20 protein-coding genes are annotated in these 23,089 nt (G+C 63.8%); 19 read left to right on the top strand and 1 reads right to left on the bottom strand.

The genetic code is table 11. From position 1 onward, the window contains the following. Positions 1 to 9 precede the first annotated feature (9 nt). The 8 genes from HNQ95_RS23735 (at position 10) to HNQ95_RS23700 (ending at position 8,950) form a co-directional block, all read left to right on the top strand. The gene (locus HNQ95_RS23735) at positions 10 to 1,074 is read left to right on the top strand and encodes an ABC transporter ATP-binding protein (protein WP_182575396.1); all 1,065 of its coding nucleotides are present in this window, start codon (positions 10 to 12) and stop codon (positions 1,072 to 1,074) included. 545 nt (positions 1,075 to 1,619) lie between these two features. Next, positions 1,620 to 2,531 (top strand): LysR family transcriptional regulator, encoded by a 912-nt coding sequence (locus tag HNQ95_RS23730; RefSeq protein ID WP_067958240.1) that lies wholly within the window; start codon positions 1,620 to 1,622, stop codon positions 2,529 to 2,531. 137 nt (positions 2,532 to 2,668) lie between these two features. Further along, complete coding sequence (locus tag HNQ95_RS23725; protein ID WP_067958243.1) at positions 2,669 to 3,823, top strand: ABC transporter substrate-binding protein; 1,155 nt, start codon at positions 2,669 to 2,671, stop codon at positions 3,821 to 3,823. A gap of 206 nt (positions 3,824 to 4,029) precedes the next feature. Then, positions 4,030 to 5,028, top strand: a complete 999-nt coding sequence (locus HNQ95_RS23720) for an ABC transporter ATP-binding protein (RefSeq protein ID WP_154386953.1) — start codon at positions 4,030 to 4,032, stop codon at positions 5,026 to 5,028. Beyond that, the gene (locus tag HNQ95_RS23715) at positions 5,025 to 5,996 is read left to right on the top strand and encodes an ABC transporter permease (protein WP_182575397.1); all 972 of its coding nucleotides are present in this window, start codon (positions 5,025 to 5,027) and stop codon (positions 5,994 to 5,996) included. Before HNQ95_RS23720 ends, HNQ95_RS23715 begins: the two co-directional genes overlap by 4 nt. Beyond that, positions 5,986 to 6,801: an ABC transporter permease gene (locus HNQ95_RS23710; protein ID WP_182575398.1), complete on the top strand. Its 816-nt coding sequence runs from the start codon at positions 5,986 to 5,988 to the stop codon at positions 6,799 to 6,801. The genes HNQ95_RS23715 and HNQ95_RS23710 overlap by 11 nt, the downstream gene beginning before the upstream one ends. Positions 6,802 to 6,820: 19 nt before the next feature. Beyond that, entirely contained in the window at positions 6,821 to 8,248 is a 1,428-nt protein-coding gene (locus HNQ95_RS23705) for a gamma-aminobutyraldehyde dehydrogenase (protein WP_067958254.1), read from the top strand. A 207-nt stretch (positions 8,249 to 8,455) separates the two neighbouring features. Next, the gene (locus HNQ95_RS23700) at positions 8,456 to 8,950 is read left to right on the top strand and encodes an ester cyclase (RefSeq protein WP_154386957.1); all 495 of its coding nucleotides are present in this window, start codon (positions 8,456 to 8,458) and stop codon (positions 8,948 to 8,950) included. A 4-nt stretch (positions 8,951 to 8,954) separates the two neighbouring features. Here HNQ95_RS23700 and HNQ95_RS23695 read toward each other — a convergent pair whose 3' ends face one another. After that, entirely contained in the window at positions 8,955 to 10,121 is a 1,167-nt protein-coding gene (locus HNQ95_RS23695) for a dihydrodipicolinate synthase family protein (protein WP_182575399.1), read from the bottom strand. Between the two features lie 316 nt (positions 10,122 to 10,437). Between HNQ95_RS23695 and HNQ95_RS23690 the strand changes: the two genes are divergently transcribed. The 11 genes from HNQ95_RS23690 (at position 10,438) to HNQ95_RS23640 (ending at position 23,082) form a co-directional block, all read left to right on the top strand. Then, positions 10,438 to 11,481, top strand: a complete 1,044-nt coding sequence (locus tag HNQ95_RS23690; protein ID WP_182575400.1) for a LacI family DNA-binding transcriptional regulator — start codon at positions 10,438 to 10,440, stop codon at positions 11,479 to 11,481. Continuing rightward, the gene (locus HNQ95_RS23685) at positions 11,478 to 12,479 is read left to right on the top strand and encodes a Gfo/Idh/MocA family protein (RefSeq protein WP_067958262.1); all 1,002 of its coding nucleotides are present in this window, start codon (positions 11,478 to 11,480) and stop codon (positions 12,477 to 12,479) included. The genes HNQ95_RS23690 and HNQ95_RS23685 overlap by 4 nt, the downstream gene beginning before the upstream one ends. Before the next feature lies 1 nt (position 12,480). Beyond that, positions 12,481 to 14,091, top strand: a complete 1,611-nt coding sequence (locus tag HNQ95_RS23680) for an acyl CoA:acetate/3-ketoacid CoA transferase (protein WP_067958265.1) — start codon at positions 12,481 to 12,483, stop codon at positions 14,089 to 14,091. Continuing rightward, positions 14,084 to 14,863 carry an enoyl-CoA hydratase/isomerase family protein gene (locus tag HNQ95_RS23675; RefSeq protein WP_067958266.1) on the top strand — a complete coding sequence of 260 codons (780 nt, stop codon included), beginning with the start codon at positions 14,084 to 14,086 and terminating at the stop codon, positions 14,861 to 14,863. Before HNQ95_RS23680 ends, HNQ95_RS23675 begins: the two co-directional genes overlap by 8 nt. After that, a complete protein-coding gene (locus tag HNQ95_RS23670; protein WP_067966190.1) occupies positions 14,863 to 16,383 on the top strand; it encodes an aldehyde dehydrogenase family protein in 1,521 nt (506 codons plus the stop codon). Before HNQ95_RS23675 ends, HNQ95_RS23670 begins: the two co-directional genes overlap by 1 nt. 85 nt (positions 16,384 to 16,468) lie before the next feature. Beyond that, complete coding sequence (locus HNQ95_RS23665) at positions 16,469 to 17,722, top strand: ABC transporter substrate-binding protein (RefSeq protein WP_182575401.1); 1,254 nt, start codon at positions 16,469 to 16,471, stop codon at positions 17,720 to 17,722. Between the two features lie 164 nt (positions 17,723 to 17,886). Further along, entirely contained in the window at positions 17,887 to 18,804 is a 918-nt protein-coding gene (locus HNQ95_RS23660) for a carbohydrate ABC transporter permease (protein WP_067958274.1), read from the top strand. Beyond that, positions 18,801 to 19,682 (top strand): carbohydrate ABC transporter permease, encoded by an 882-nt coding sequence (locus HNQ95_RS23655; RefSeq protein ID WP_067958276.1) that lies wholly within the window; start codon positions 18,801 to 18,803, stop codon positions 19,680 to 19,682. Before HNQ95_RS23660 ends, HNQ95_RS23655 begins: the two co-directional genes overlap by 4 nt. Positions 19,683 to 19,686: 4 nt before the next feature. Next, positions 19,687 to 20,802 (top strand): ABC transporter ATP-binding protein, encoded by a 1,116-nt coding sequence (locus HNQ95_RS23650; RefSeq protein WP_067958279.1) that lies wholly within the window; start codon positions 19,687 to 19,689, stop codon positions 20,800 to 20,802. A 1-nt stretch (position 20,803) separates the two neighbouring features. Continuing rightward, positions 20,804 to 22,309: a GMC oxidoreductase gene (locus HNQ95_RS23645; protein ID WP_182575402.1), complete on the top strand. Its 1,506-nt coding sequence runs from the start codon at positions 20,804 to 20,806 to the stop codon at positions 22,307 to 22,309. After that, a complete protein-coding gene (locus HNQ95_RS23640) occupies positions 22,306 to 23,082 on the top strand; it encodes a 3-ketoacyl-ACP reductase (protein WP_182575403.1) in 777 nt (258 codons plus the stop codon). The genes HNQ95_RS23645 and HNQ95_RS23640 overlap by 4 nt, the downstream gene beginning before the upstream one ends. Positions 23,083 to 23,089: the final 7 nt, after the last annotated feature.

Here is a 23,089-nt window from a genome sequence, read left to right as displayed (position 1 = left end):
CACAAGCCAATGGCCGATCCCTTCCTTTCCATCCAGAACGTCAAGAAATCCTTCGGCAACGTCGCCGTGGTCAAGGACTTCAACCTCGACGTCGGTGCCGGCGAGTTCGTCTCGTTCCTCGGACCATCGGGCTGCGGCAAGACGACCATGCTGCGCATCGTCGCCGGCTTCGAGGAGCCCAGCGCCGGCAAGGTGCTGATCGGCGGCAAGGATGTCACCGGCCTCAAGCCCAACCAGCGTAACATCGGCATGGTGTTTCAGGCCTATGCGCTGTTCCCCAACCTGACCGTCGCCCAGAACATCGGCTTTGGCCTCAAGGTTGCCGGCGTGCCCAAGGCGGAGGCCCAGGCGCGCATCGACGAGATGCTCGGCATCATCAAGCTGCCCGACTTCGGCGACCGCTATCCCTACCAGCTTTCCGGCGGCCAGCAGCAGCGCATAGCTCTTGCCCGCGCGCTGGCACCCAAGCCCAAGCTCTTGCTGCTCGACGAGCCGCTGTCGGCGCTCGACGCCAAGGTTCGCATCTCGCTGCGCGAGGAAATCCGTTCGATCCAGAAGAAGCTCGGCATCACCACCATCTTCGTCACCCACGACCAGGAGGAGGCGCTGTCGATGTCCGACCGCATCGTGGTGATGAATGAGGGCCGCGCCGACCAAACCGGCACGCCGTTCGAGATCTACAACCGCCCGTCGACCAAGTTCGTCGCCAATTTCGTCGGCACGCTCAACGTGCTCGAAGGCACGATCAGCGACGCCGCCTCCGGCACTGTCAAGATCAACGCCGAGGAGATCGGCCTCAAGGGCAAGCTCAACGGCTCCAAGTCAGGCGATACGCTGTCGCTGGCGCTGCGTCCCGAGGCGATCTCGCTCGGCCGCAAGGCCGGCAACGATTCGAACCTCACCGGCCAGATCGCCGACGTGCATTTCCTGGGCTCGGTCATCCGCGTACGCGTCGGCGTCGGCCAGAACGTCGTCTCGCTCGACACCTTCAACAGCCCGAGCAGCCCACCGCCGGTCGTTGGCCAGAAGACCGAAATCAGCTTCTCCTCCGGAGACGTGCTGGTGCTGCACTAGGGGGCCGCTGCCCTTCGCGCGGACCATTGGCATTTCAAAGAGGCGGGGATTTCCCGCCTTATTTTTTGGCACGTTTTCCGATTTGAGCGGGGAGAGAACTCCTACGGTCGTGAAGTTCTATTGGCAGGCTGCTCCGAGCGTGTCGGTGCCAATCTCGACTGCCTAATCCCTTCGCCCCCCCCCTCTGGCCTGCCGGCCATCTCCCCCACAAGGAGGGAGATTAGTCGCGTCGCGGTCGGCGCCCATCCTGCTGCGTCGTAAGGATTGGCTTTGCGACGTTGGTGTTTGGCTGGGACGGGGATGAAGGGGTGATCTCCCTCCTGGTGGGGGAGATGGCCGGCAGGCCAGAGGGGGGTGCAAAGGATCGCTATCTGCGCAATTTGGCATCGGACCTTTCGCGCTCTGTCGACTCTGACACGTCATCCCGGGTCTCGCTTCGCTCGCCCGGGATACGATCGATGGTGGCGGGCCTTTTCCCATCGTAACAACAAGCGTGGTTTGGCGAGGGCCTTCCCAAATCCCCCACCGCCCTGTCTACTCCGGCCATGGCCTTCACGCTTCGCCAGCTTCAGTTCTTCGTTGCCGTCGCCGAGCAGGGCACGATCTCGCGCGCGGCGCAGAACCTGTCGATCTCGCAGTCGTCGGTGACCGAGGCGATCAAGGAGCTGGAAGCCGACCTCGGCGTCGAGCTGTTCGAGCGTCATCCGCGCGGACTCAACATCACCCATAAGGGCCACCAGTTCCTGCGCCACGCCACCAAGATCCTGGCCGACGTCTCCGACGCCCGGCGCACCTTTTTCGGCGGGCAGGCGACCGCGACCGGACAGCTCAAACTTGGCGTCACTTCGCTGGTTGCGGGTTACGTGCTGTCCGATCTTCTTGCGCGCTACCGCCGCGCCCATCCGGCTGTCGAGATCTCGGCCATCGAGGACAATGGCGACTACCTCGAGCATCTGCTTGTCGGCGGCAAGCTCGATCTCGCCGTCATGGTCACATCCAACCTGCGTGACCGCATGGCTCTGCAATCGGAAATCCTCGAGGTCTCCGCCTATCGTCTCTGGCTACCGCTCGGCCATCCGCTCGCCTCGGCAGAAATCATCAGCGTGGGCGACATCGCATCCGAGCCACTGATCATGCTGTCGGTCGACGAGATCGAGGAAAACACCGGCAAACTGCTTTCGGCGATCGGTGCCAAACCGCATGTCGCCTTCCGGACACGTTCGGTCGAGGCGGTGCGTTCGCTGGTGGCGACAGGGGCAGGGGTGGCACTGCTGCCCGACCTCGTCTACCGGCCGTGGTCACTGGAAGGCGATCGTATCGAGTCCCGCGACGTCTCGGGTTCGCTGCCGGTGGTGCAGGTCGGCATGGTGTGGCGGCGCGGCTCGTCGTTGCCAGCCGCGGCGCGCGATTTCATCGGCATCGCGCAAGCACAGCGGACTGTTCGCCAGAAGCTTTGACGCATCTGCTCGGTATCGGAAAAACCGATATCACCCTTCTTTCGAATGAATTTGCGAAACCTGCGCTTTCGCAGCACCTTTCGTCTCAGGGCAACACCGCCAATGGGAGAGCGGTTCCTGCACATGGGAGGATCGAGATGAAGACATTTCTGAAATCCTGCACGGCAATCGCCTTGGCCTGCAGCTTTTCCGGCCAGGCGGTGGCGCAGGTCAAGGAAATCGGCAAGGGCGAGGGGCAGGTCAACATCATCGCCTGGCCGGGCTACATCGAGCGTGGCGAGACCGACAAGAATTACGACTGGGTGACGGAGTTCGAAAAGGCGTCGGGCTGCAAGGTCAACGTCAAGACTGCAGCCACGTCTGACGAAATGGTCGCGCTGATGAACGAAGGCGGCTTCGACCTCGTCACTGCCTCGGGCGACGCCTCGCTCCGCCTCGTCGCCGGCAAGCGCGTCCAGCCGATCAATACCGATTTGGTCAAGAGCTGGTCAACCATCGATGAGCGCCTCAAGGATGCGCCGTGGTTCACCGTCGACAGCCAGCATTACGGCGTGCCCTATCAGTGGGGGCCCAACGTGCTGATGTACAACACCAACGTATTCAAGGAAGCGCCGAAGAGCTGGAACGTCGTGTTCGAGCCGATGGACCTGCCCGACGGCAAGCCCAACAAGGGACGCGTCCAGGCCTATGACGGCGCGATCCACATCGCGGACGCTGCCAACTACCTGATGGCCCACAAGCCCGACCTCGGTATCAAGGATCCCTACGAGCTCAACGAGGACCAGTACAAGGCGGCCCTCGACCTGCTGCGCGTCCAGCGTACGCTTGTCGGCCGCTACTGGCACGACGCCATGATCCAGGTCGACGACTTCAAGAACGAAGGCGTCGTGGCTTCGGGATCGTGGCCATTCCAGGTCAACCTGCTTGGCTCGGAAAAGCAGCCCGTCGGCTCGACGATCCCGGAGGAAGGCGCCACCGGCTGGGCCGACACGACGATGATGCATGTCGATGCCGCCAATCCGAACTGCGCCTATATGTGGCTCGAGCATTCGCTGAACCCCAAGCTGCAGGGCGATCTTGCTGCGTGGTTCGGGTCTAACCCGGTCGTGCCGGCTGCTTGCAAGGGCAACGAACTGCTGACCGATGCGGGCTGCAAGGCCAACGGCTTCGAGGACTTCGCCAAGATCAAGTTCTGGCGGACCCCGGTGTCGAAATGCGCCAGCCAGAACGACCAATGCGTGCCCTATTATCGCTGGGTGTCAGACTATATCGGCGTGATCGGCGGCCGCTGAGGCCGGCAACGAAACGATGCCCCCTCGCCAGGCCGCTTGCGGCCGACCCTCTCCCCACGGGGAGAGGGGGCGGAGGCACCAACCGAGCTTAAACGACCGCCTGACGGCGGCAGACAAGCATCGGCGGCCGTGGGTCGGCCGGATGCGTTGCCATGGCCAGGCCATCACCCGGGCGCACATGGCCCAGACATCGGAAGCCAAAGACGATGACCCCAGCAGTCGCCTTTCAGAAAACCTCGCGCCATTTCGGCGCGGTGCGCGCGGTCGATGCCGTCGACCTCGAGATCAAGCCTGGTGAGTTCTTCGCCATGCTGGGTCCCTCGGGTTCGGGCAAGACCACCTGCCTCCGGCTGATCGCCGGCTTCGAGCAGCCGACCTCGGGCAGCATCTCAATCTTCGGCGAACGTGCCGAAGGCGTGCCGCCTTACCGGCGCAACGTCAACACGGTGTTCCAGGACTACGCGCTGTTTCCGCATCTCAACGTGCTCGACAACGTCGCCTACGGCCTGATGGTCAAGGGCGTTGGCAAGGACGAGCGCCATCGCGCCGCCGAAGATGCGCTCAAGCTTGTGCAACTGCCGGGTTACGGCGGCCGCAAGCCGAGCCAGCTGTCCGGCGGCCAGAGGCAGCGTGTGGCGCTGGCGCGTGCGCTGGTCAACAAGCCCAAGGTGCTGCTGCTCGACGAGCCGCTCGGTGCGCTCGACCTCAAGCTGCGCGAGAGCATGCAGGAAGAACTCAAGCAATTGCAGAAGGCGCTGGGCATCACTTTCGTCTTCGTCACCCACGACCAGGGCGAAGCGCTGTCGATGGCCGACCGGGTCGCCGTGTTCAATGACGGCCGTATCATGCAGGTCGGTGCCCCGGAAGAAATCTACCAGCGCCCGGCCTCGCGCTTCGTCGCCGATTTCGTCGGTTCGTCCAACGTGCTACCGCCCGATTTTGTCCAGCGTTATGCCGGCCAACACCGCTGGGGCAGCCTCAGGCCGGAGCAGATCCGTGTCCGCTCCGACACGTCTGGCGACGGCGTCGCGGCGCGCGTCGTCTCGCGTCACTATCTGGGTGCGGCCACCAAACTTTCGCTCGACGCCAACGGCTTGAGACTGCACGCGACGCTGCCGTCAGGTACTGCCGTGCCCGAGGACGGCGCCCATGTCATGCTGACCTTCAACCGCGACCAGCTCCACCTCATGGAGGAGCAGGCATGAGCGTCCAGGCTGTGTCAGGCACATCCAACGTGGCTGCGGCGATCCTGCCCCGGCGCGGCGGACTGGCCGGCTCGTTTTCGGACCTCTTGTGGCGCAAGCCGGGCTTGCTGCTGTTCCTGATGCTGGCGCCGCCGCTGCTCTGGCTCGGCGTCGTCTATATCGGCTCGCTGATCGCACTTCTGGCGCAGAGCTTCTTTTCGATCGACGAGTTCTCCGGGCTGATCAGCCGCGAGCTGACGCTGAAGACCTATGGCGACCTGTTGCAGGCGGTCAATCTCGACATCATCGTCCGGACGGTGACGATGGCCGCAGTGGTGACGCTGGCTTCAGCCATCATCGCGTTCCCGATCGCCTACTACGCCGCGCGCTATGCCCGCGGCACCTGGAAAGCGCTGTTCTATCTCGGGGTCATGCTGCCCTTGTGGTCGAGCTACCTGGTCAAGATCTATGCCTGGAAGCTGATCCTCGCCAAAGAAGGCATCCTGACCTGGCTGTTTGCCAAACTGCATCTGTCGTGGCTGCTCGACAGCTGGCTGTCGCTGCCCGTCATTGGCGGAAACTCGCTGTCGGTATCGTTCACCGGCACATTCATCGTCTTCGTCTATGTCTGGCTGCCATTCATGATCCTGCCGATCCAGGCAGCACTCGAACGTGTGCCGGGCAATCTGGTCGAGGCCTCGTCAGACCTCGGCGCGTCACCAAGGCAGACGTTCCGCAACGTGCTGTTCCCGCTGGCGCTGCCCGGCATCGTTGCCGGCTCGATCTTCACATTCTCGCTGACGCTGGGCGACTACATCATCCCGCAGATCATCGGCACGTCCAGGCTTTTCATCGGTCAGGCGGTCTATGCCCAGCAGGGAACCGCCGGCAACATCCCTCTCGCCGCCGCCTTCACCGTGGTGCCCGTCGTCATTATGGGCTTCTACCTCTGGGGCGCCAAACGCATGGGAGCCTTCGATGCGCTCTGACCGCTCGCAATCTGCCCCGACCGGCCTCAAGATCGCAGCTGCCGCGGGCCTTGCCTTCCTGCACCTGCCCATCCTGCTGATCTTCGTCTACGCCTTCACCACCGAAGAGAAGAGCTACCAGTGGCCGCCGCCCGGCTTTACCACCCAGTGGTTCGCCGTGACGTGGGGACGTGCCGACGTCTGGCAGGCGCTGGGGCTTTCGGTGCAGGTCGCGGCGATCTCGACCGGTATCGCGCTGGTGCTCGGCACGCTCTGTGCCGCTGCCGTCAGCCAGACCAGGTTTTTTGGCCGCGAGGCGATCTCGCTGCTGGTCATCCTTCCCATCGCGCTACCCGGCATTATCACCGGCATCGCACTGCGCTCGGCCTTCAGCTTGGCGGAGATCCCGTTCTCGTTCTGGACGATCGTGCTGGGACACGCGACGTTCTGCGTCGTCGTCGTCTACAACAACGCGGTGGCACGGTTCCGCCGGACCTCGGGCTCGCTCATCGAAGCATCGATGGATCTCGGCGCCGACGGCTTCCAGACGTTCAGGCATGTGATCCTGCCCAACATAGGCACGGCACTTCTGGCCGGTGGCATGCTCGCTTTTGCGCTGTCCTTCGACGAAGTCATTGTCACCACCTTCACCGCCGGACAGCAGCAGACGCTGCCGATCTGGATGCTGGAGGAACTGGTCCGGCCACGCCAGCGCCCGGTCACCAATGTCGTCGCCATGGTCGTCGTGCTCGCGACCCTGCTGCCCATCCTTGCCGCCTATTACCTGACCCGCGAAGGCGACCAGATCGCCGGCGCCGGCAAATAAGCCTCGAAAGGGAGAAATCATGGACACCCAGATGCTCATCGGCTCGAAATTCGAGCGGGGAACAGAGACCGAGGAAGCGATCCTCAACCCGCGCACCGGCGAGACGATTCTCAGCCTGCCGGAGGCCTCGCCGGCGCAGATCGAGGCGGCGGTTACGGCAGCGCAGACGGCGTTCGTGACGTGGTCGAAGACCACGCCGGCGCAGCGCTCGGGCTACCTGCTCAAGATCGCCGACCGCATCGAGGCCGAGGCGGAAGCCTTTGCCAGGCTCGAGGCACTCAACTGCGGCAAGCCGATCAACGCCGTGCTCAATGACGAGATTCCGGCTATCGTCGACTGCTACCGCTTCTTCGCCGGCGCGGTGCGCTCGATGCCGGGTCTGGTGGCGGGCGAGTATCTGCCCGGGCACACCTCGATGATCCGCCGCGACCCCGTAGGCATCGTCGCCTCTATCGCGCCGTGGAACTATCCGCTGATGATGATGGCTTGGAAGCTGGCACCGGCAATCGCCGGCGGCAACACTGTCGTCTTCAAGCCTTCGGAGCAGACGCCGCTGACGGCACTGAAGCTCGCCAGGATTCTCGCTGAGGTCCTGCCGGAAGGCGTGGTCAATGTCGTGCTCGGCCGCGGCGAGAGTGTCGGCAATGCGCTGATCAACCATGCGGCGGTCAGCATGATCTCGATTACCGGCGACGTCGCCACCGGCAAGAAGGTGTTGCAGGCGGCGGCCAAGTCGGTCAAACGCACGCATCTCGAACTCGGCGGCAAGGCGCCGGTCATCGTCTTCGACGATGCCGACATCGACGCCGTGGTCAGCGGCCTGCGCGCTTTCGGCTACTACAATGCCGGCCAGGACTGCACGGCGGCCTGCCGCATCTACGCCGGGAAAAAGGTCTACGACAAGCTCGTCGCCGACCTGTCGTCAGCAGTGTCTACCATCCGCTACGGCCAGGCCGACGACACCGAAAACGAGATCGGGCCGCTCATCTCCAGGCGCCAGCGCGACCGCGTTGCCTCCTTCGTCGAACGGGCCTCCGAGCTCAAGCACATCGAGATCACCACAGGCGGCAAGCCGGGCGAGGGCGGCGGCTTCTACTACCAGCCGACGGTCGTCGCCGGCGCGCTGCAGGAGGACGAGATCGTGCGCCGCGAGGTGTTCGGCCCGGTGGTTTCGGTAACGCGTTTCTCCGACGTCGACGAGGCGGTCAACTGGGCCAATGACAGCGACTACGGCCTGGCGTCGTCGGTGTGGACCAAGGACATCTCGCGCGGCATGGCGACCGCGGCGCGGCTGCAATATGGCTGCACCTGGATCAACACGCACTTCATGCTGACCAACGAGATGCCGCATGGCGGTCTGAAACAGTCCGGCTACGGCAAGGACATGTCGGTCTACGCGCTGGAGGACTACACCGCCGTACGCCATGTCATGATCGCGCATGGGTGAGCGGCCGTTTTCGCGCGCAGCGCGAAAGCCATGATGCCGGTGGCATCATGGCAGGCCAGCGAATGCCGGGACGCTGCCGCAGGCTGCGGGATCCGGCTGGACGGGCAGGCAGATGAGGGAGCACAGCTTGTCGTACCCGCCCTCATCCGGCCCTTCGGGCCACCTTCTCCCCGTGAACGGGGCAAAGGAAACAAGGGAGGAAAAGACATGCATCGTCGTCAGTTTCTCGCATCCGCAGCCGTTGCTGCATTCCTCGCTACGGCTCCAGCCATCGGGCCGGCGCTGGCGCAGGACACGCCGCAGGCTGTCGTCGACGCCTATCTCGCCGCCTGGAATGCCCATGACTCGGCCAAGGCGGCCGAACATTTCGCCGACAACGTCGTCTACTACGACGCTTCGGTTGGCAAGCCCGTCGAGGGCAAGGAAGCTGCCAAGACCGGCGTCATCGACAATTTCCTGAAGGCTGTACCCGATGCCGTCTGGACGATGAAGGGCAAGCCCGTGGTGCAGGACGACCGCGTGTCGTTCGAATGGGAATTCTCCGGCACCAACACCGGCGACTGGGCCGACGGCACCAAGGCGACCGGCAAGAAGTTTGCCTTCACCGGCGCCTCGATGTTCTCGGTCAAGGATGGCAAGATCGCCAGCCAGAGCGACTATTATGACGCGCTCGGTTTCTACAAGCAGCTTGGCCTGATGTAGCCGGTCAGGCGAAGCCGTACTGTGTCATCAGCGCCGTCATGCGCAATGCAGCGAGGTCAGGCTTGTCGAGCACATTGGCCTGGTCGGCGAGGCGGAAGATGTCGGCGTAGTGCAGTGCACCTCTTGCCGATTGCATGCCGGCGGGCATGGTGAAGTGGCTCTGGTGGCCGTTGAGCCAGGCGAGGAAGACGACGCCGGCCTTGTAATATTGCGTCGGCGCCTCGAAAATCTTGCGCGACAACGGCACTGTCGGCTCGATGGTGCCACGGAAGGTGGCGAGGTCGCCGTTGGCCAAGGCTGCCAGCGCCTTGGATGCCTGGGGCGCTACCGCATCGAAGATGCCGAGCAGCGCGTGGCTGTGGCGCGTGCCGTCACCTTCTATCAGGGTGGCATAGTTGAAGTCATCGCCGGTGAAGCAGATCACGTCCTGGGGCAGACGCCGGCGCAGCTCGACCTCATAGGCCTGGTCAAGCAGCGAGATCTTGATGCCTTCGACCTTGTCCTGGTGATCGGTGATGATGGACAGCACGGTCAGCAACGTGTCCTCGAAACGGTCGCCGCCCCAATAGCCTGTGAGTTCGGGATCGAACATGTCGCCCAACCAGTGGAGGACGACTTTGTCCTTGGCCTGGCCAAGGATGCGGCCGTAGACCTTGCGGTAGTCGTCGGGGGATTTCGCGACATGGGCGAGCGCCCGGCTCGCCATCAGAATCGCGCGGCCGCCATGCTTCTCGATGAAGCCGAGCTGTTCCTCGTAAGCCGAGATGACGTCGTCGAGCGATTTGGCATCCTGTTTGGGCAACTGGTCGGTGCCCGCGCCGCAAGCGAGGTCGGCACCCGGCACCGTGCGCGCTTCGGCGAGTGAGCGGCTGATCAGCTCCTGCGCGCCCGTCCAATCCAGCCCCATGCCGCGCTGCGAGGTGTCCATCGCCTCGGCGATCTTGAAGCCGAGCGACCAGAGATGATGGCGGAAGGCCATGGTCGCATCCCAGTCGATTACAGGGCTGTTCCAGGGCAGCGTGTCGGCCCACGGGTCGGAGACGACATGCGCAGCCGCGTAGGCGATACGATTGAAAACGGGGGCGGCTTCAGGTCGTTCGATCGGTGTGCCGACAAGTGTGTAGGTCTCGATCGAGCGGTCTGTCCGCGGAAGCTTCACTGCCTTGGCCATGGGTTCCTCCCTGATCGGTTGCATCTGGTAATTTAGATCGTTCCAAATTTCAAGCCGGAATTGTGAGGCCTGGCGCAGGTGTGCCGGTCGATCGGGCGGTGCATCGATATGCTGGGATGGTTTCAGGGCAAAATAGCATTACAAATCGTTTGAAAGCGCGAATTGTGTACAATTCTGGCATTCTGGTGGCCAAGGCCTTTGGGTTCTGCCGATGTGAAAAGGATGGTATCGCCGTTCTTCCTTGCTTGACAGTTTGGAACGTTCCAATTATTGGACTCGGAAAAGGGAGCCAGAGACGCTCGCCAGGAGGATCGTTTTGAAGCAGCCGAAGGTGACAGTTGTCGATGTTGCGCATGCCGCCGGCGTGTCGAAGTCGACCGTGTCGCTCGTCCTTCAAGGCAGCTCGCTGGTCAATGAAACGACCCGCGCCAAGGTCGGCGCCGTCATCCGCGAGCTCGGCTACGTCTACAACCGCAGCGCCGCCAATTTGCGCCAGTCGAAATCCAAGATCGTCGGCATCGTCGTCAATGACCTGACCAACAGCTTTTTTGCCGAACTGGCGGTGGGCATGGACATGGTGGTGCAGTCGGCCGGCTACATCCAGTTCATGGCCAACTCGGCCGAGAATCCCGACCGCCAGGCCGAGGTGATCGCCTCGATGCGCGAGCATGGCATGGCCGGGCTGATCCTGTCGCCGGCGCGCGGGACGACATCAGCCGATCTCCGGCCGCTGGTCGACAGCGGCATTCCTGTCGTGCTGGTGGCGCGCAACGTGCCGGGGCTCAAGGTCTCCTCCGTGGTGTCGGACGGACATGCCGGGGCTGCAGCTGCCGTGCGCCACCTGATCGAGCTCGGTCATCGGCGCATCGCCTTCCTCGGCGGCTTCAACGACACGGCTGTATTCGACGAACGCATGCGCGGTTTTCGCGACGCTCTGGTGGAGGCGGGGCTCGATGCCTCGGACGAGCTGGTGATCAGTTCGGCGCCGTCGCGTGCAGGCGGAGTGGCGGCGGTCGAGCGGCTGTTGTCTATGGCCGACCGGCCGACGGCGGCGCTCTGCTTCAATGATGCGGTAGCCTTCGGCGCATGCGACGGGCTGCGCAGCGCCCGCATCGAACCGGGCGTCGATTTCGGCGTCATCGGCTTCGACGACGTGATCGAGGCAAAAACGGCGGTGCCGGCGCTGACCACTGTTTCGGTCGATCCGCAGGGCATGGGCCGGAGGGCGGCGCAACTCCTGCTCAAGCAGATCAATTCAGGCGATTTCGAGCCTGAGGCGCTGGTCGCCTCGGTGCGGCTGGTGGTGCGCGAGAGCTGCGGCGCGGCACAGCGGATGAAACGAGAGGCGGTGACCGCATGACACGCTGGGGTCTGATCGGGGCGAGCACCATCGCCAGGGAATGGGTCATCGGCGCTATCCGTGCGACCGGCGGCGAGGTGGTGTCCGTCATGAGCACCAATGCCGAGCGCGGCCGCGACTATGCCCAGGCGAACGGCATCGCGAAGTCGGTGACGTCGCTTGAGGACATTACAGGCGATGCCGGTATCGACGCCGTCTACATCTCGACCACCAACGAATTGCATGTGGAACAGGCGATTGCCGCGGCTAAGGCCGGCAAGCATGTGCTGTGCGAGAAACCATTGGCGCTGACCATTTCTGACGCCCGGGCAATGGTGCATGAGGCGAAGGATGCCGGGGTCGTCCTGGCGACGAACCACCATCTGCGCAATGCGGGAAGCCACCGGGCGATGCGCGACGCAATTGCCGTAGGCCGTATCGGCAAGCCGCTGGCGGCGCGTGTGTTTCATGCCGTCTATCTTCCGCCGCATCTGCAGGGCTGGCGGCTCGACAAGCCGCAGGCCGGCGGCGGCGTGATCCTCGATATCACGGTGCATGACGCCGACACTTTGCGCTTCGTGCTCAATGACGATCCAGTCGAGGCCGTCGCCTTCAGCCAGGCGGGTGGCATGGGGCAGGCGGGCCTCGAAGACGCAGTGATGGGAGTGCTGCGCTTCAGGTCAGGCGTGATCGCGCAGTTCCATGACGCGTTCACCACCAAGTTCGCCGAGACCGGTTTCGAGGTGCACGGCACCGAGGGTTCGCTGATCGCGCGCAATGTCATGACGCAGAAGCCGGTCGGCTCGGTCGTGCTGCGCAATGCCGAGGGCGAACACGAGCTCGATCTCGACCAGCGCAATCTCTACGAAGCGGGCCTGCAGGCGTTCCATGATGCTGTCGCCGGCAAGGGCAGACCGTCTGCCACGGGCGAAGACGGCGTATGGTCGCTGGCGACGGGTCTTGCCGTGGTCAAGTCGGCGGCGACGGGCAAGGCAGTGGCGATCGAGGCGGGGCTCTGACATGAGCAAGCACATCACTCCCGCCCAGGCCGCTGCTTTGATACCCGATGGTGCGGTGGTCTCGGTGTCGTCGTCGAGCGGGCTAGGCTGTCCCGACCTGACGCTGAAGGCGATCGGCGAACGCTTCGAGGCTACAGGCCATCCGCGCGACCTGACGACGCTGCACCCCATCGCCGCCGGCGACATGAGCGGCATCAAGGGTGTCGACCATATCGCCAAAAAGGGCCTGCTGAAGACGATCATCGGCGGCTCCTATCCGTCGGGGCCGTCGAGCGCCGAGCCGCCGCTGATCTGGCAGATGATCGGCAATGAGGAGGTGGCTGCCTACAACGTGCCGTCCGGCATCATGTTCGACATGCATCGCGAGGCTGCCGCCAAGCGGCCGGGCGTCATGACCAAGGTCGGGCTCGACACCTTCGTCGATCCCGAGCGGCAGGGCTGCGCCATGAATGCGCGTGCTGCGGCCGAACCGCTGGTCAAGAAGGTCAGCTTCGAGGGCGAGGACTGGCTGTTCTTCCCAGCTATCAAGCCTGAAGTGGCGATCATTCGGGCAACGACATCAGACGAGCGCGGCAACCTGACCTACGAACATGAAGGCGCCTATCTCGGCGGGCTCGACCAGGCACTCGCCGCGCGCAACAATGGCGGCATCGTCATTGCCCAGGTCAAGCGTATCACCAAGGACGGCTCGCTGCGCCCGCACGATGTGCGCGTGCCGGGCATGCTGGTCGACTACATCGTCGTCGACCCCGAGCAGAAGCAGACGACGCAGACGCTCTACGACCCTGCGATTTCAGGCGAGATCATGCGGCCTCTCGACAGCTTCCGCGTGCCCGAGTTCAACCTTCAGAAGGTCATCGCCCGCCGGGTCGCTCAGGAACTCGAGGCCGGCAGCGCGGTCAATCTCGGCTTCGGCATTTCGGCCAACGTGCCGCGCATCCTGCTTGAAGAAGGGCTGCATGGTGAGGTCACCTGGGTGATCGAGCAGGGTGCCGTCGGCGGCGTGCCGCTGCTCGATTTCGCTTTCGGCTGCGCGTCGAATGCCGATGCCTTTATGCCGTCGCCCTACCAGTTCACCTACTTCCAGGGCGCGGGTTTCGACGCCTCGCTGCTGTCGTTCCTCGAGATCGACCGCAACGGCTCGGTCAACGTCTCCAAGCTCAGCTTCCGGCCACATGTGACGGCGGGTGCCGGGGGGTTCATCGACATCACGGCGCGAGCCAGGAAGATCGTCTTCTCCGGCATGTTCAATGCCGGCGCCAAGCTCGACATCGAGGCTGGCAAGCTGGTGGTCGAGAAGGAAGGCAAGCTCAAGAAGCTGGTCAACGAGGTCGAGCATGTCACCTTCTCGGGGCGTCGCGGCGTCGAACAGGGCCAGGACATCACCTATGTCACCGAACGCTGTGTGATGAAGCTTATGCCTCAAGGCATTGTGCTGACCGAGATCGCGCCGGGCGTCGAACTGCAGACGCATATTCTCGACCAGTCGGAATTCCCGCTGATCGTGTCGGACAAACTCAAGCAGATGGATGCTGCCCTGTTCGCCGAAGCGCCGATCAGGTTGAAGCTGCCGCGCAAGCCGGTGCGCAAGCTGGAGGGCATCCATGGCTGACCAGCGCATCAGGGTCGAGTTCGAGGGTCCTGTCGCGATCATCACGGCGGCCCGGCCGGACAAGCTCAACGCCTTCGATATAGACATGCTGAAGGCGCTGTCCCAGGCCTGCGACGAGGTCGAGGCCAATGCGGAAATCCGCGTCGCCATCCTCACCGGCGAGGGCAAAGCGTTTTCGGCCGGCGGCGACATCAAGGCCTGGGGCGAAATGACACCCAACGAGTTCGGCCATGCCTGGGTGCGTTTCGGCCACCGCGTGTTCGAACGCCTGGCGACGCTGCGCGTACCGGTGATCGCTGCCATCAACGGCCATGCATTGGGCGGCGGACTGGAGCTGGCGATAGCCGCCGACATCCGCATTGCCGAGCGTCATGTGAAGATCGGCCTGCCGGAAACCGGGCTCGGCATGGTGCCGGGCTGGTCGGGCACACAGCGTCTGGTGAGGCGCGCCGGTGCGCAGGTGGTGAGGCGTATGGCGCTGGGCGGCGAGGTGTTTTCCGCCGACGAGGCAGCAGGGCTCGGGCTGGTCGACCATGTGGTCGAGACCGGCGCGGCGGTGGCTGCGGCGCGCGCCTATGCGGCCCGGGTCGCGGCGCGGGGGCCTGCGGCAGTTGAGGTCGCAAAACTGATGATCGCCACCGCGAATGGTGAAGACAATGGCACCGCCGTCGAGGCGCTGGGCTCGATTCTCGTGGCCAAGACCGGAGACCTCAAGGAGGGGGTCGCGGCCTTCAGCGAGAAGCGTGCCGCCAAATTTGCAGGAGAATGGTGATGACGGTCCTGATGCGTCCCAAGCCGCTCGACGGCTTCAAGGTCCGCGAGTTCAAGATGCTGATCGACGGCAAATGGACCGCCGGCGCCGAAGGCAAGGCCATCGAGCGCGCCAGCCCCGGCCATGGCGCCGTTGTCAGCCGCTACGAGGCCGCGACCGCTATCGATGCGAACCGCGCCATTGCCTCGGCACGCAAGGCGTTCGACGACGGACATTGGCCGCGCATGACCGGCGCCGAGCGCTCGCGCATCCTGCTCAGGGCCGCCGACATCATTGACGCGCGTGCCGATGAACTCGCCTTCCTCGATTGTATCGAGTCAGGCAAGCCGATCTCCCAGGCCAAGGGCGAACTTGGCGGTGCCGCCGACATCTGGCGCTATGCGGCAGCACTTGCGCGGGACCTGCATGGCGAGAGCTACAACACGCTGGGCGACGGCACGCTGGGCGTGGTCCTGCGCGAGGCGATCGGCGTCGTGTCGATCATCACGCCGTGGAATTTCCCGTTCCTGATCGTCAGCCAGAAGTTGCCTTTTGCGCTGGCCGCCGGCTGTACGGCAGTGGTCAAGCCGTCGGAGTTGACGTCAGGCTCGACGCTGGTACTCGGCGAGATTCTGGAGGCGGCAGGGGTCCCCCAGGGCGTGGTCAACATCATCGTCGGAACCGGGCCGGAGGCTGGTGCGCCGCTGACCAGCCACCCCGACATTGACATGGTGTCGTTCACCGGCTCGACCGGTATCGGCAAGCTGACCATGGCCAACGCCGCGCAAACGTTGAAGAAAGTGTCACTGGAGCTCGGCGGCAAGAACCCGCAGATCGTCTTCCCTGATGCCAATCTCGATGACTTCGTCGATGCGGCCGTCTTCGGCGCCTATTTCAACGCCGGCGAGTGCTGCAATGCCGGCTCCCGCCTGATCGTGCATCGCGACGTCGCCGACGAGGTGACCAGCCGCGTTGCCGCTCTGTCGGCCAAGGTCAAGGTCGGCGATCCGCTCGACCCATCGACGCAGGTTGGTGCTATCATCACGCCGCAGCATCTTGCGAAGATCGTTGGTTACGTGAAAGGTGCGAGCGAGAACGGTGCGAGGGTTGCTGTCGGCGGGTCTGCCGCTGATCTCGGCCTCGGCCAGTTCATGGAGCCGACGATCCTGTCGTCGGTCGCCCCCGACATGGCGGTGGCGAAAGAGGAGGTGTTCGGACCGGTGCTTTCGGTGCTTGCCTTCGAGACCACTGACGAGGCGATCCGTATCGCCAATTCGATCGACTATGGTCTGTCGGCAGGCGTCTGGAGCCGCGACTTCGACACCTGCCTGACAGTCGGCCGTAGAGTCCGTGCCGGTACCGTCTGGATGAATACCTTCATGGACGGCGCCTCGGAGCTGCCCTTCGGCGGCTACCGCCAATCGGGCATCGGCCGCGAGCTCGGCCGCCATGCGGTCGAGGATTACACCGAAACCAAGACGCTCAACATGCATATCGGACCGCGCACCGGCCATTGGATGCCGAAGGAGGCGCGCGGCTGAACGGAGGAATTCCCAGAGGCGGGGCCGAAGGGATTTTATGACACGCAATGACGCGTGAGGAACTTGCAACCCGGGAGGAACTGGAATGCGTAAGTTTTTGATGAGTACGGCAGCCGTGGCGGCACTGTTTGCCGCGCCTATGCCGATGGCACAGGCCGAGGAAAGCGTCGAAGTTCTGCACTGGTGGACGTCAGGCGGTGAGGCAGCAGCACTCGACGTGCTGAAGAAGAACCTGGAAGGCCAGGGCGTGACCTGGAAAGACATGCCGGTTGCCGGCGGCGGCGGCGAAGCGGCGATGACCGCGCTGCGCGCCCGTGTCACCGCAGGCGATCCGCCCACCGCCGTGCAGGCGCTTGGCTTCGACATCACCGACTGGGCCAACCAGGGCGTCGTCGGCGATCTCGGCGAAGTGGCCGACAAGGAAGGCTGGGACAAGGTCGTTCCGGCCGCACTGCAGAACTTCGCCAAGCATGACGGCAAGTGGATTGCAGCACCTGTCAACGTGCACTCGACCAACTGGGTCTGGATCTCCAAAAAGGCGCTCGACGCTGCCGGCGGCAAGGCGCCCGAGACCTGGGACGAGCTGGTCGCGGTGCTCGACAAGATGCAGGCCAACGGCATCACCCCGCTCGGCCATGGCGGCCAGGCCTGGCAGGATGCGACCATCTTCGACGCCGTCGTGCTGTCGCTCGGCACCGACTTCTACAAGTCGTCGATGATCGATCTCGATCCGGCCGCACTTGGCGGCGACAAGATGGTCGAAGCCTTCGACCGCATGGCCAAGCTCAAGACCTATGTCGACAAGGACTTCTCTGGCCGCGACTGGAATCTTGCCTCGGCCATGGTCATCGAGGGCAAGGCCGGCATGCAGATGATGGGTGACTGGGCCAAGGGTGAGTTCCTCAAGGCCGGCCAGAAGCCGGGCACCGACTTCGTCTGCATCCGCTTCCCCGGGACGCAGGGCGCCGTCACCTTCAACTCTGACATGTTCATGATGTTCAAGGTTGGCGACGACAAGAAGAAGGCGCAGCTGCAGATGGCTGCCGACATCGAGGATCCGGCCTTCCAGTCGTCGTTCAACGTGGTCAAGGGCTCGGTGCCGGCACGCACCGACGTGCCTGACACCGCCTTTGACGATTGCGGTAAGAAGGGCATCAAGGACCTGGCCGAAGCCAGCTCCGGTGGCAAGCTGTTCGGCTCGATGGCACATGGTTATGCCGCACCGGCCGCGGTGAAGAACGCGCTCTACGACGTCGTTACCCGTCACTTCAACGGCGAACTCGACTCCAAGGCCGCCGCCCAGGCGCTGGCCGAAGCGGTTGCCGCCGCCAAGGGGTGAGACGCCGGTATGCGCAGCAAATCCATCGTGCCGGTGGCACGATGGCAGGCGGCGAACGCCTGGGAGCTGCGTAGCAGCGGGGCCACGGCAGGCCCTTCACCGAACTTCGTGCCCCGGCTTCGGTCGGGGCACATCCTGACCTGACAACCCAGAGGCTGGACCCCATGGCCGATCTCACCACGACCGCACCCCGCGCGGTGACGAACCCGCGCGCGACGTTGCAGGACCTGCTGCCGAAGATCGTGCTGGCGCCGAGCTTCGCGTTGATCCTGATCTTCGTCTACGGCTTCATCGTCTTCACGGCCTTCCTGTCGTTCTCGGGCTCGAAGCTTTTGCCCGATTTCTCGACCTGGGTCGGCCTGAACAACTATGTCAGGCTGTTCAACCATCCCAACTGGATCACGGCGCTGAAGAACCTTGCGATCTTCTCGGTGCTGTATATCGTCATCTGCAGTTTCATCGGGCTGGCGCTGGCGATCTTCCTCGACCAGAAAATCCGCGGCGAGGGCGTGCTGCGCCCGATCTATCTCTACCCGATGGCGCTGTCATTCATCGTCACCGGCGTCGCCTGGAAGTGGTTTCTCGACCCCGGCATCGGCCTCGAGCACGTGATGCAGTCATGGGGTTGGGAAAGCTTCTCGTTCCGCTGGATCAAGGAAGGCCAGATGGCGATCTACACCATCGTCATCGCTGCGGTGTGGCAATCGTCGGGCTTCGTCATGGCGATGTTCCTCGCCGGCCTGCGCGGCGTCGACAACGAAATCATCAAGGCCGCCCAGATCGACGGCGCCTCGACGCTCACCATCTATCGCCGGATCATCATTCCACTGATGCGGCCGGTGTTCCTGTCGGCCTTCGTGGTGCTCGCCCACCTCGCCATCAAGTCTTACGACCTTGTGGTGGCGATGACCGACGGCGGACCGGGGACTGCGACCTGGACGCCGGCGCTGTTCATGCAGAAGTTCACCTTTGGCCGCAATGAAATGGGCATGGGTGCTGCGTCCGCGATCATCATGATGATGATGATCTTCGCCATCATCGTGCCCTACCTCTACTCCGAACTCGGGGGGAAGAAGAAATGAGTGCCGCCTCCCAGGACGTCGCAACCCGTAACGGCATCTTCGCCCGTGCGCTGATCTATGCCGTTCTCATCCTGTTTGCGGTCTACTACCTGCTGCCGCTCTATGTGATGGTCGTCAATTCGCTGAAGCCGCTGGACGAGATCCGCCAGGGCAACATGCTGGCGCTGCCGCAGCAATGGACGATAGCGCCCTGGCTGTCCGCCTGGTCGACTGCGCAGATCGGCGTCTCGCCGACGGGGCTGAAACCCTATTTCCTGAACTCGGTGATGATGGTGGTTCCGGCGGTGGCGCTGTCGACCATCCTCGGAGCGCTCAACGGCTATGTGCTGACCAAATGGCGCTTCAAGGGCGATAACATCGTCTTCGGCCTGATGCTGCTTGCCTGCTTCATTCCGTTCCAGATCGTGCTGATCCCGTCGGCGCGCATCCTCGGCCTGACCGGCCTTGCCGGCACCATCACCGGCCTTGTGCTGATCCACGCCATTTACGGCCTCGGCTTCACCACGCTGTTCTTCCGCAACTATTACGAGGCGTTCCCGACCGAACTGGTGCGGGCAGCACAGATCGACGGCGCGAGCTTCTTCCAGATCTTTCGGCGCATCCTTTTGCCGTCGTCGGGTCCGATCATCGTCGTCACCGTCATCTGGCAGTTCACCAACATCTGGAACGACTTCCTGTTCGGCTCGTCGTTTTCGGGCTTCAACTCGATCCCGCTGACGGTAGCGCTCAACAACCTCGTCAACTCGTCCACCGGCGTGAAGGAATACAACGTGCATTTCGCCGGCGCGATCCTCGCCGCCCTGCCCACCCTCATCGTCTACATCGTCTCCGGACGCTATTTCGTGCGCGGCCTGATGGCCGGCGCGGTCAAGGGGTAAGCCCATGTCGTTTCTCAAGATCAGCAATCTCTACAAGAACTATGGCCAGGTGGAGATCCTCAAGGACATCAATATCGAGATCGACAAGGGCGGCTTTCTGGTGCTCGTCGGCCCGTCGGGCTGTGGCAAGTCGACGCTGCTCAACACCATAGCCGGGCTCGAGCCGATCACCTCGGGCGAGATCTCCATCAACGGCAATTCGGTCGCCGGGCTGCATCCGTCCAAGCGCGACATCGCCATGGTGTTCCAGTCCTACGCGCTCTACCCGAACATGACGGTGGCCGGAAACATCGCGTTTGGCATGGAAATCCGCGGCGTGCCCAAGGACGAGCGCGACAAGGCGATCAAGCAGGTGTCCGACATCCTGCAGATAGGCCACCTGCTCGACCGCAAGCCGAGCCAGCTCTCCGGCGGCCAGCGCCAGCGTGTTGCCATGGGCCGGGCGCTGGTGCGCAATCCGCAGGTCTTTCTGTTCGACGAGCCGCTGTCCAACCTCGACGCCAAGCTGCGCGTCGACATGCGCACCGAGATCAAGCGCCTGCACCAGCGCATGAAGACGACGATCGTCTATGTCACCCACGACCAGATCGAAGCGATGACGCTGGCCTCCAAGATCGCCGTGCTCAAGGACGGCACCCTGCAGCAGTTCGGCACGCCGGCCGAGATCTACAACAGCCCGGCCAACATGTTCGTCGCCGACTTCATGGGTTCGCCGGCGATGAACCTGTTGACCGCGCGCCTCGAAAACGGCGAGGGCGGGCTCAACGTCATGCTCGAAAGGCCGGGCGAGAAGCCGCTGGCGCTGCCGATCAAGAATGCCAATGGTGTGCTCGGTGGCTATTCGGGCAAGGAGATCATCTTCGGTGTCCGTCCGGAAGCACTGACCGACCCGGATGGTGCCGATCGCAACGCCAGGTCGATCGCCGAGGGCGAATGTTTGATCGAGGTGGTCGAGCCTGCCGGTTCCGACACCTTCGCTGTGACCAAGCTCGGCGGCAAGGAAGTGGTGGCGCGGCTGCGTGCCGACGCCGCGATCCATGCCGGCCAGAAGACGAAGCTCGCCTTCAACCTGGACAAGGCGGTGTTCTTCGACCCGAAGAGCCAGCTGCGCATCGCCTGACATGTCCGGACAGCCTGACATCGTCATCATCGGCTCGGGTGTCGGCGGCGCCACTGTTGCTGCAGGGCTCGCCGCGACCGGCGCGGAGATTCTCGTGCTCGAGGCTGGTGGCCATATCGCCGACCGGCCGGAGAACCGCGACCAGCGCGCCATCTTCCAGCGCGGGCATTTCCGCCCTGACGAGACCTGGTATGAGGCCGACGGTACCGGCTTCAATCCAGGCAACTATTACAATGTCGGCGGCAATTCGAAGTTCTACGGCGCCGTGCTGACACGCTACCGCCGCGAGGACTTTGACGAGATGCAGCATCTCGACGGTGTGTCGCCGGCATGGCCGATTGCCTATGAAGACCTGGAGCCGTGGTACGGCAGGGCCGAAGAGCTTTATCAGGTGCGCGGTACGCTCGGCGAAGACCCGACAGAGCCCGTGCATTCGCAGCCCTATGGCTTGAAGCCCGTTGCCGACGAGCCCGCGATCTCGAAGGTGCGGGCACGCCTCAAGGCCAACGGCATGCATCCCTTTTCGCTGCCGCTCGGTGTCGATATCGAGCGCTGGCTGGCCAAGGGCAAGACGCCGTGGGACGCCCACCCCAACAGCTTCGACGGCAAGATGGATGCCGAGACGACGGCGCTGGCCGCGGCGCTGAAGCATGAGAACGTCAAGCTGCAGACCGGCTCGCGTGTGACGCATCTGGAGGCGGCCGCCGACGGGCGGATCGTTGCGGTTCATTACCTGCGCAATGGCGAGGCAACAGTGCTGCGACCGAAGCTGGCGATCCTGTCGGCAGGGGCTGTGCAATCGGCGGTGCTTCTGCTGCGCTCGGCCAACGACAGCAACCCCAGCGGCCTCGCCAACCGCTCCGATCAGGTCGGCCGCAACTTCATGAACCACAATTCGACGGCTGTCATCGCCATGAGCCCCTGGTTCCGCAATGACTCGGTTTACCAGAAGACCTTCGGCTTCAACGATTTCTATCTCTCCGACGGCGAGGGCGGGCCGCCACTGGGCAACGTCCAGCTGCTCGGGCGCATCTCGGGCACCATCCTGAAGGGCGCGATGCCCGCCGTGCCGGAGTGGCTGTTGAATCTGACGACGGCGCATTCGATCGACTTCTACGCCATGAGCGAGGACCTGCCGTCGCCGGAAAGCCGGGTCATGGTCGATGGCGACCGCATCGTGCTGAAATGGGTGCGCAGCAACTGGCAGGCGCATGAGCGGCTGGTAGCCAAGCTCAAGCAGGTGCTGCGCAGCGCAGGTTTCCCGGTCGTCGTCTCACGCGCCTTCGACAAGCGCACGCCGTCGCACCAGTGCGGCACGGTAAGGATAGGCAGCGACCCCAAGGACGCCCCGCTCGACGTCTTCTGCCGCGCCTTCGACCATCCGAACCTGTTCGTGGTCGATGCGAGCTTCCTGCCGACATCGGCGGCGGTCAATCCGGCGCTGACGATCGCGGCGCAGGCGCTGCGGGTTGCCGACCACATCGCTGAAAAGGATCTGGCGGCATGAAAGTGGCGGCAAAACCGGTGGCACTGGTGACCGGCGCGCGGCGCGGCATCGGCCTTGCCGTTGCCGAAGCGCTTGCCAGGGCGGGCTTCGACCTCGCCATCACCGATCGCGAGGAAGACGTTGCCTCGGCAGAGGCGGTATCGGGGCTGGAGAAACACGGTGCGCGCGTGCTGTTCCTCGCCTCCGACCTTGCCGACCTCGACGGCCATGCCGGCACGGTCGACAGGATCGTCGGGCATTTCGGGCAGATCGACTGCCTGGTCAACAATGCCGGTGTCGCGTCCGGGGTGCGCGGCGATTTCCTCGAGATGACGCCCGAGAATTTCAACGCCATCATGGCGGTCAATCTGCGCGGCACGGTGTTCTTCACCCAGGCGGTGCTGCGGGCCATGCTCATCGCACCACCGACATTGCATCCGCGCTCGGTGATCAACATCACCTCGATCTCGGCCGAGATGACGTCGCCCGACAGGCTCGACTACTGCATGTCGAAGGCCGGGCTTGCCGCATTCACCCAAGGGCTGACGCTGCGGCTCGCCGGCACCGGCATCGACGTGTTCGAAATCCGGCCCGGAATCATCCGCTCCGAAATGACGGCGAAAGTCTCGGAGAAATACGACCGGCTCATCGCTGACGGCCTCGTGCCGGTCAAACGCTGGGGCGAGCCGAACGACATCGGCCGCATCGCGGCGGCACTCGCCAGCGGCGGCTTCGGCTTTGCCACCGGCTCCATCATCAGGGCTGACGGTGCGCTGTCGGTCGCGCGACTTTGAGATCAGA

Origin of the sequence: Aminobacter ciceronei (genome assembly GCF_014138625.1) — a bacterium.
Taxonomy (GTDB): Bacteria; Pseudomonadota; Alphaproteobacteria; order Rhizobiales; family Rhizobiaceae; genus Aminobacter; species Aminobacter ciceronei.
The sequence above is the reverse complement of the archived record's forward strand: the minus strand, read 5'-3'. Positions and strand labels throughout refer to the sequence as shown.

Excerpts from the sequence above, each read along its gene's own strand:
- HNQ95_RS23730 (WP_067958240.1), top strand. The coding sequence starts at position 1,620 with ATGGCCTTCACGCTTCGCCAGCTTCAGTTCTTCGTTGCCGTCGCCGAG.
- HNQ95_RS23715 (WP_182575397.1), top strand. The coding sequence starts at position 5,025 with ATGAGCGTCCAGGCTGTGTCAGGCACATCCAACGTGGCTGCGGCGATC.
- HNQ95_RS23665 (WP_182575401.1), top strand. The coding sequence starts at position 16,469 with ATGCGTAAGTTTTTGATGAGTACGGCAGCCGTGGCGGCACTGTTTGCC.
- HNQ95_RS23735 (WP_182575396.1), top strand. The coding sequence starts at position 10 with ATGGCCGATCCCTTCCTTTCCATCCAGAACGTCAAGAAATCCTTCGGC.
- HNQ95_RS23650 (WP_067958279.1), top strand. The coding sequence starts at position 19,687 with ATGTCGTTTCTCAAGATCAGCAATCTCTACAAGAACTATGGCCAGGTG.
- HNQ95_RS23705 (WP_067958254.1), top strand. The coding sequence starts at position 6,821 with ATGGACACCCAGATGCTCATCGGCTCGAAATTCGAGCGGGGAACAGAG.
- HNQ95_RS23685 (WP_067958262.1), top strand. The coding sequence starts at position 11,478 with ATGACACGCTGGGGTCTGATCGGGGCGAGCACCATCGCCAGGGAATGG.
- HNQ95_RS23640 (WP_182575403.1), top strand. The coding sequence starts at position 22,306 with ATGAAAGTGGCGGCAAAACCGGTGGCACTGGTGACCGGCGCGCGGCGC.
- HNQ95_RS23670 (WP_067966190.1), top strand. The coding sequence starts at position 14,863 with ATGACGGTCCTGATGCGTCCCAAGCCGCTCGACGGCTTCAAGGTCCGC.
- HNQ95_RS23700 (WP_154386957.1), top strand. The coding sequence starts at position 8,456 with ATGCATCGTCGTCAGTTTCTCGCATCCGCAGCCGTTGCTGCATTCCTC.
- HNQ95_RS23660 (WP_067958274.1), top strand. The coding sequence starts at position 17,887 with ATGGCCGATCTCACCACGACCGCACCCCGCGCGGTGACGAACCCGCGC.
- HNQ95_RS23695 (WP_182575399.1), bottom strand. The coding sequence starts at position 10,121 with ATGGCCAAGGCAGTGAAGCTTCCGCGGACAGACCGCTCGATCGAGACC.
- HNQ95_RS23645 (WP_182575402.1), top strand. The coding sequence starts at position 20,804 with ATGTCCGGACAGCCTGACATCGTCATCATCGGCTCGGGTGTCGGCGGC.
- HNQ95_RS23675 (WP_067958266.1), top strand. The coding sequence starts at position 14,084 with ATGGCTGACCAGCGCATCAGGGTCGAGTTCGAGGGTCCTGTCGCGATC.
- HNQ95_RS23680 (WP_067958265.1), top strand. The coding sequence starts at position 12,481 with ATGAGCAAGCACATCACTCCCGCCCAGGCCGCTGCTTTGATACCCGAT.
- HNQ95_RS23710 (WP_182575398.1), top strand. The coding sequence starts at position 5,986 with ATGCGCTCTGACCGCTCGCAATCTGCCCCGACCGGCCTCAAGATCGCA.
- HNQ95_RS23655 (WP_067958276.1), top strand. The coding sequence starts at position 18,801 with ATGAGTGCCGCCTCCCAGGACGTCGCAACCCGTAACGGCATCTTCGCC.
- HNQ95_RS23725 (WP_067958243.1), top strand. The coding sequence starts at position 2,669 with ATGAAGACATTTCTGAAATCCTGCACGGCAATCGCCTTGGCCTGCAGC.
- HNQ95_RS23720 (WP_154386953.1), top strand. The coding sequence starts at position 4,030 with ATGACCCCAGCAGTCGCCTTTCAGAAAACCTCGCGCCATTTCGGCGCG.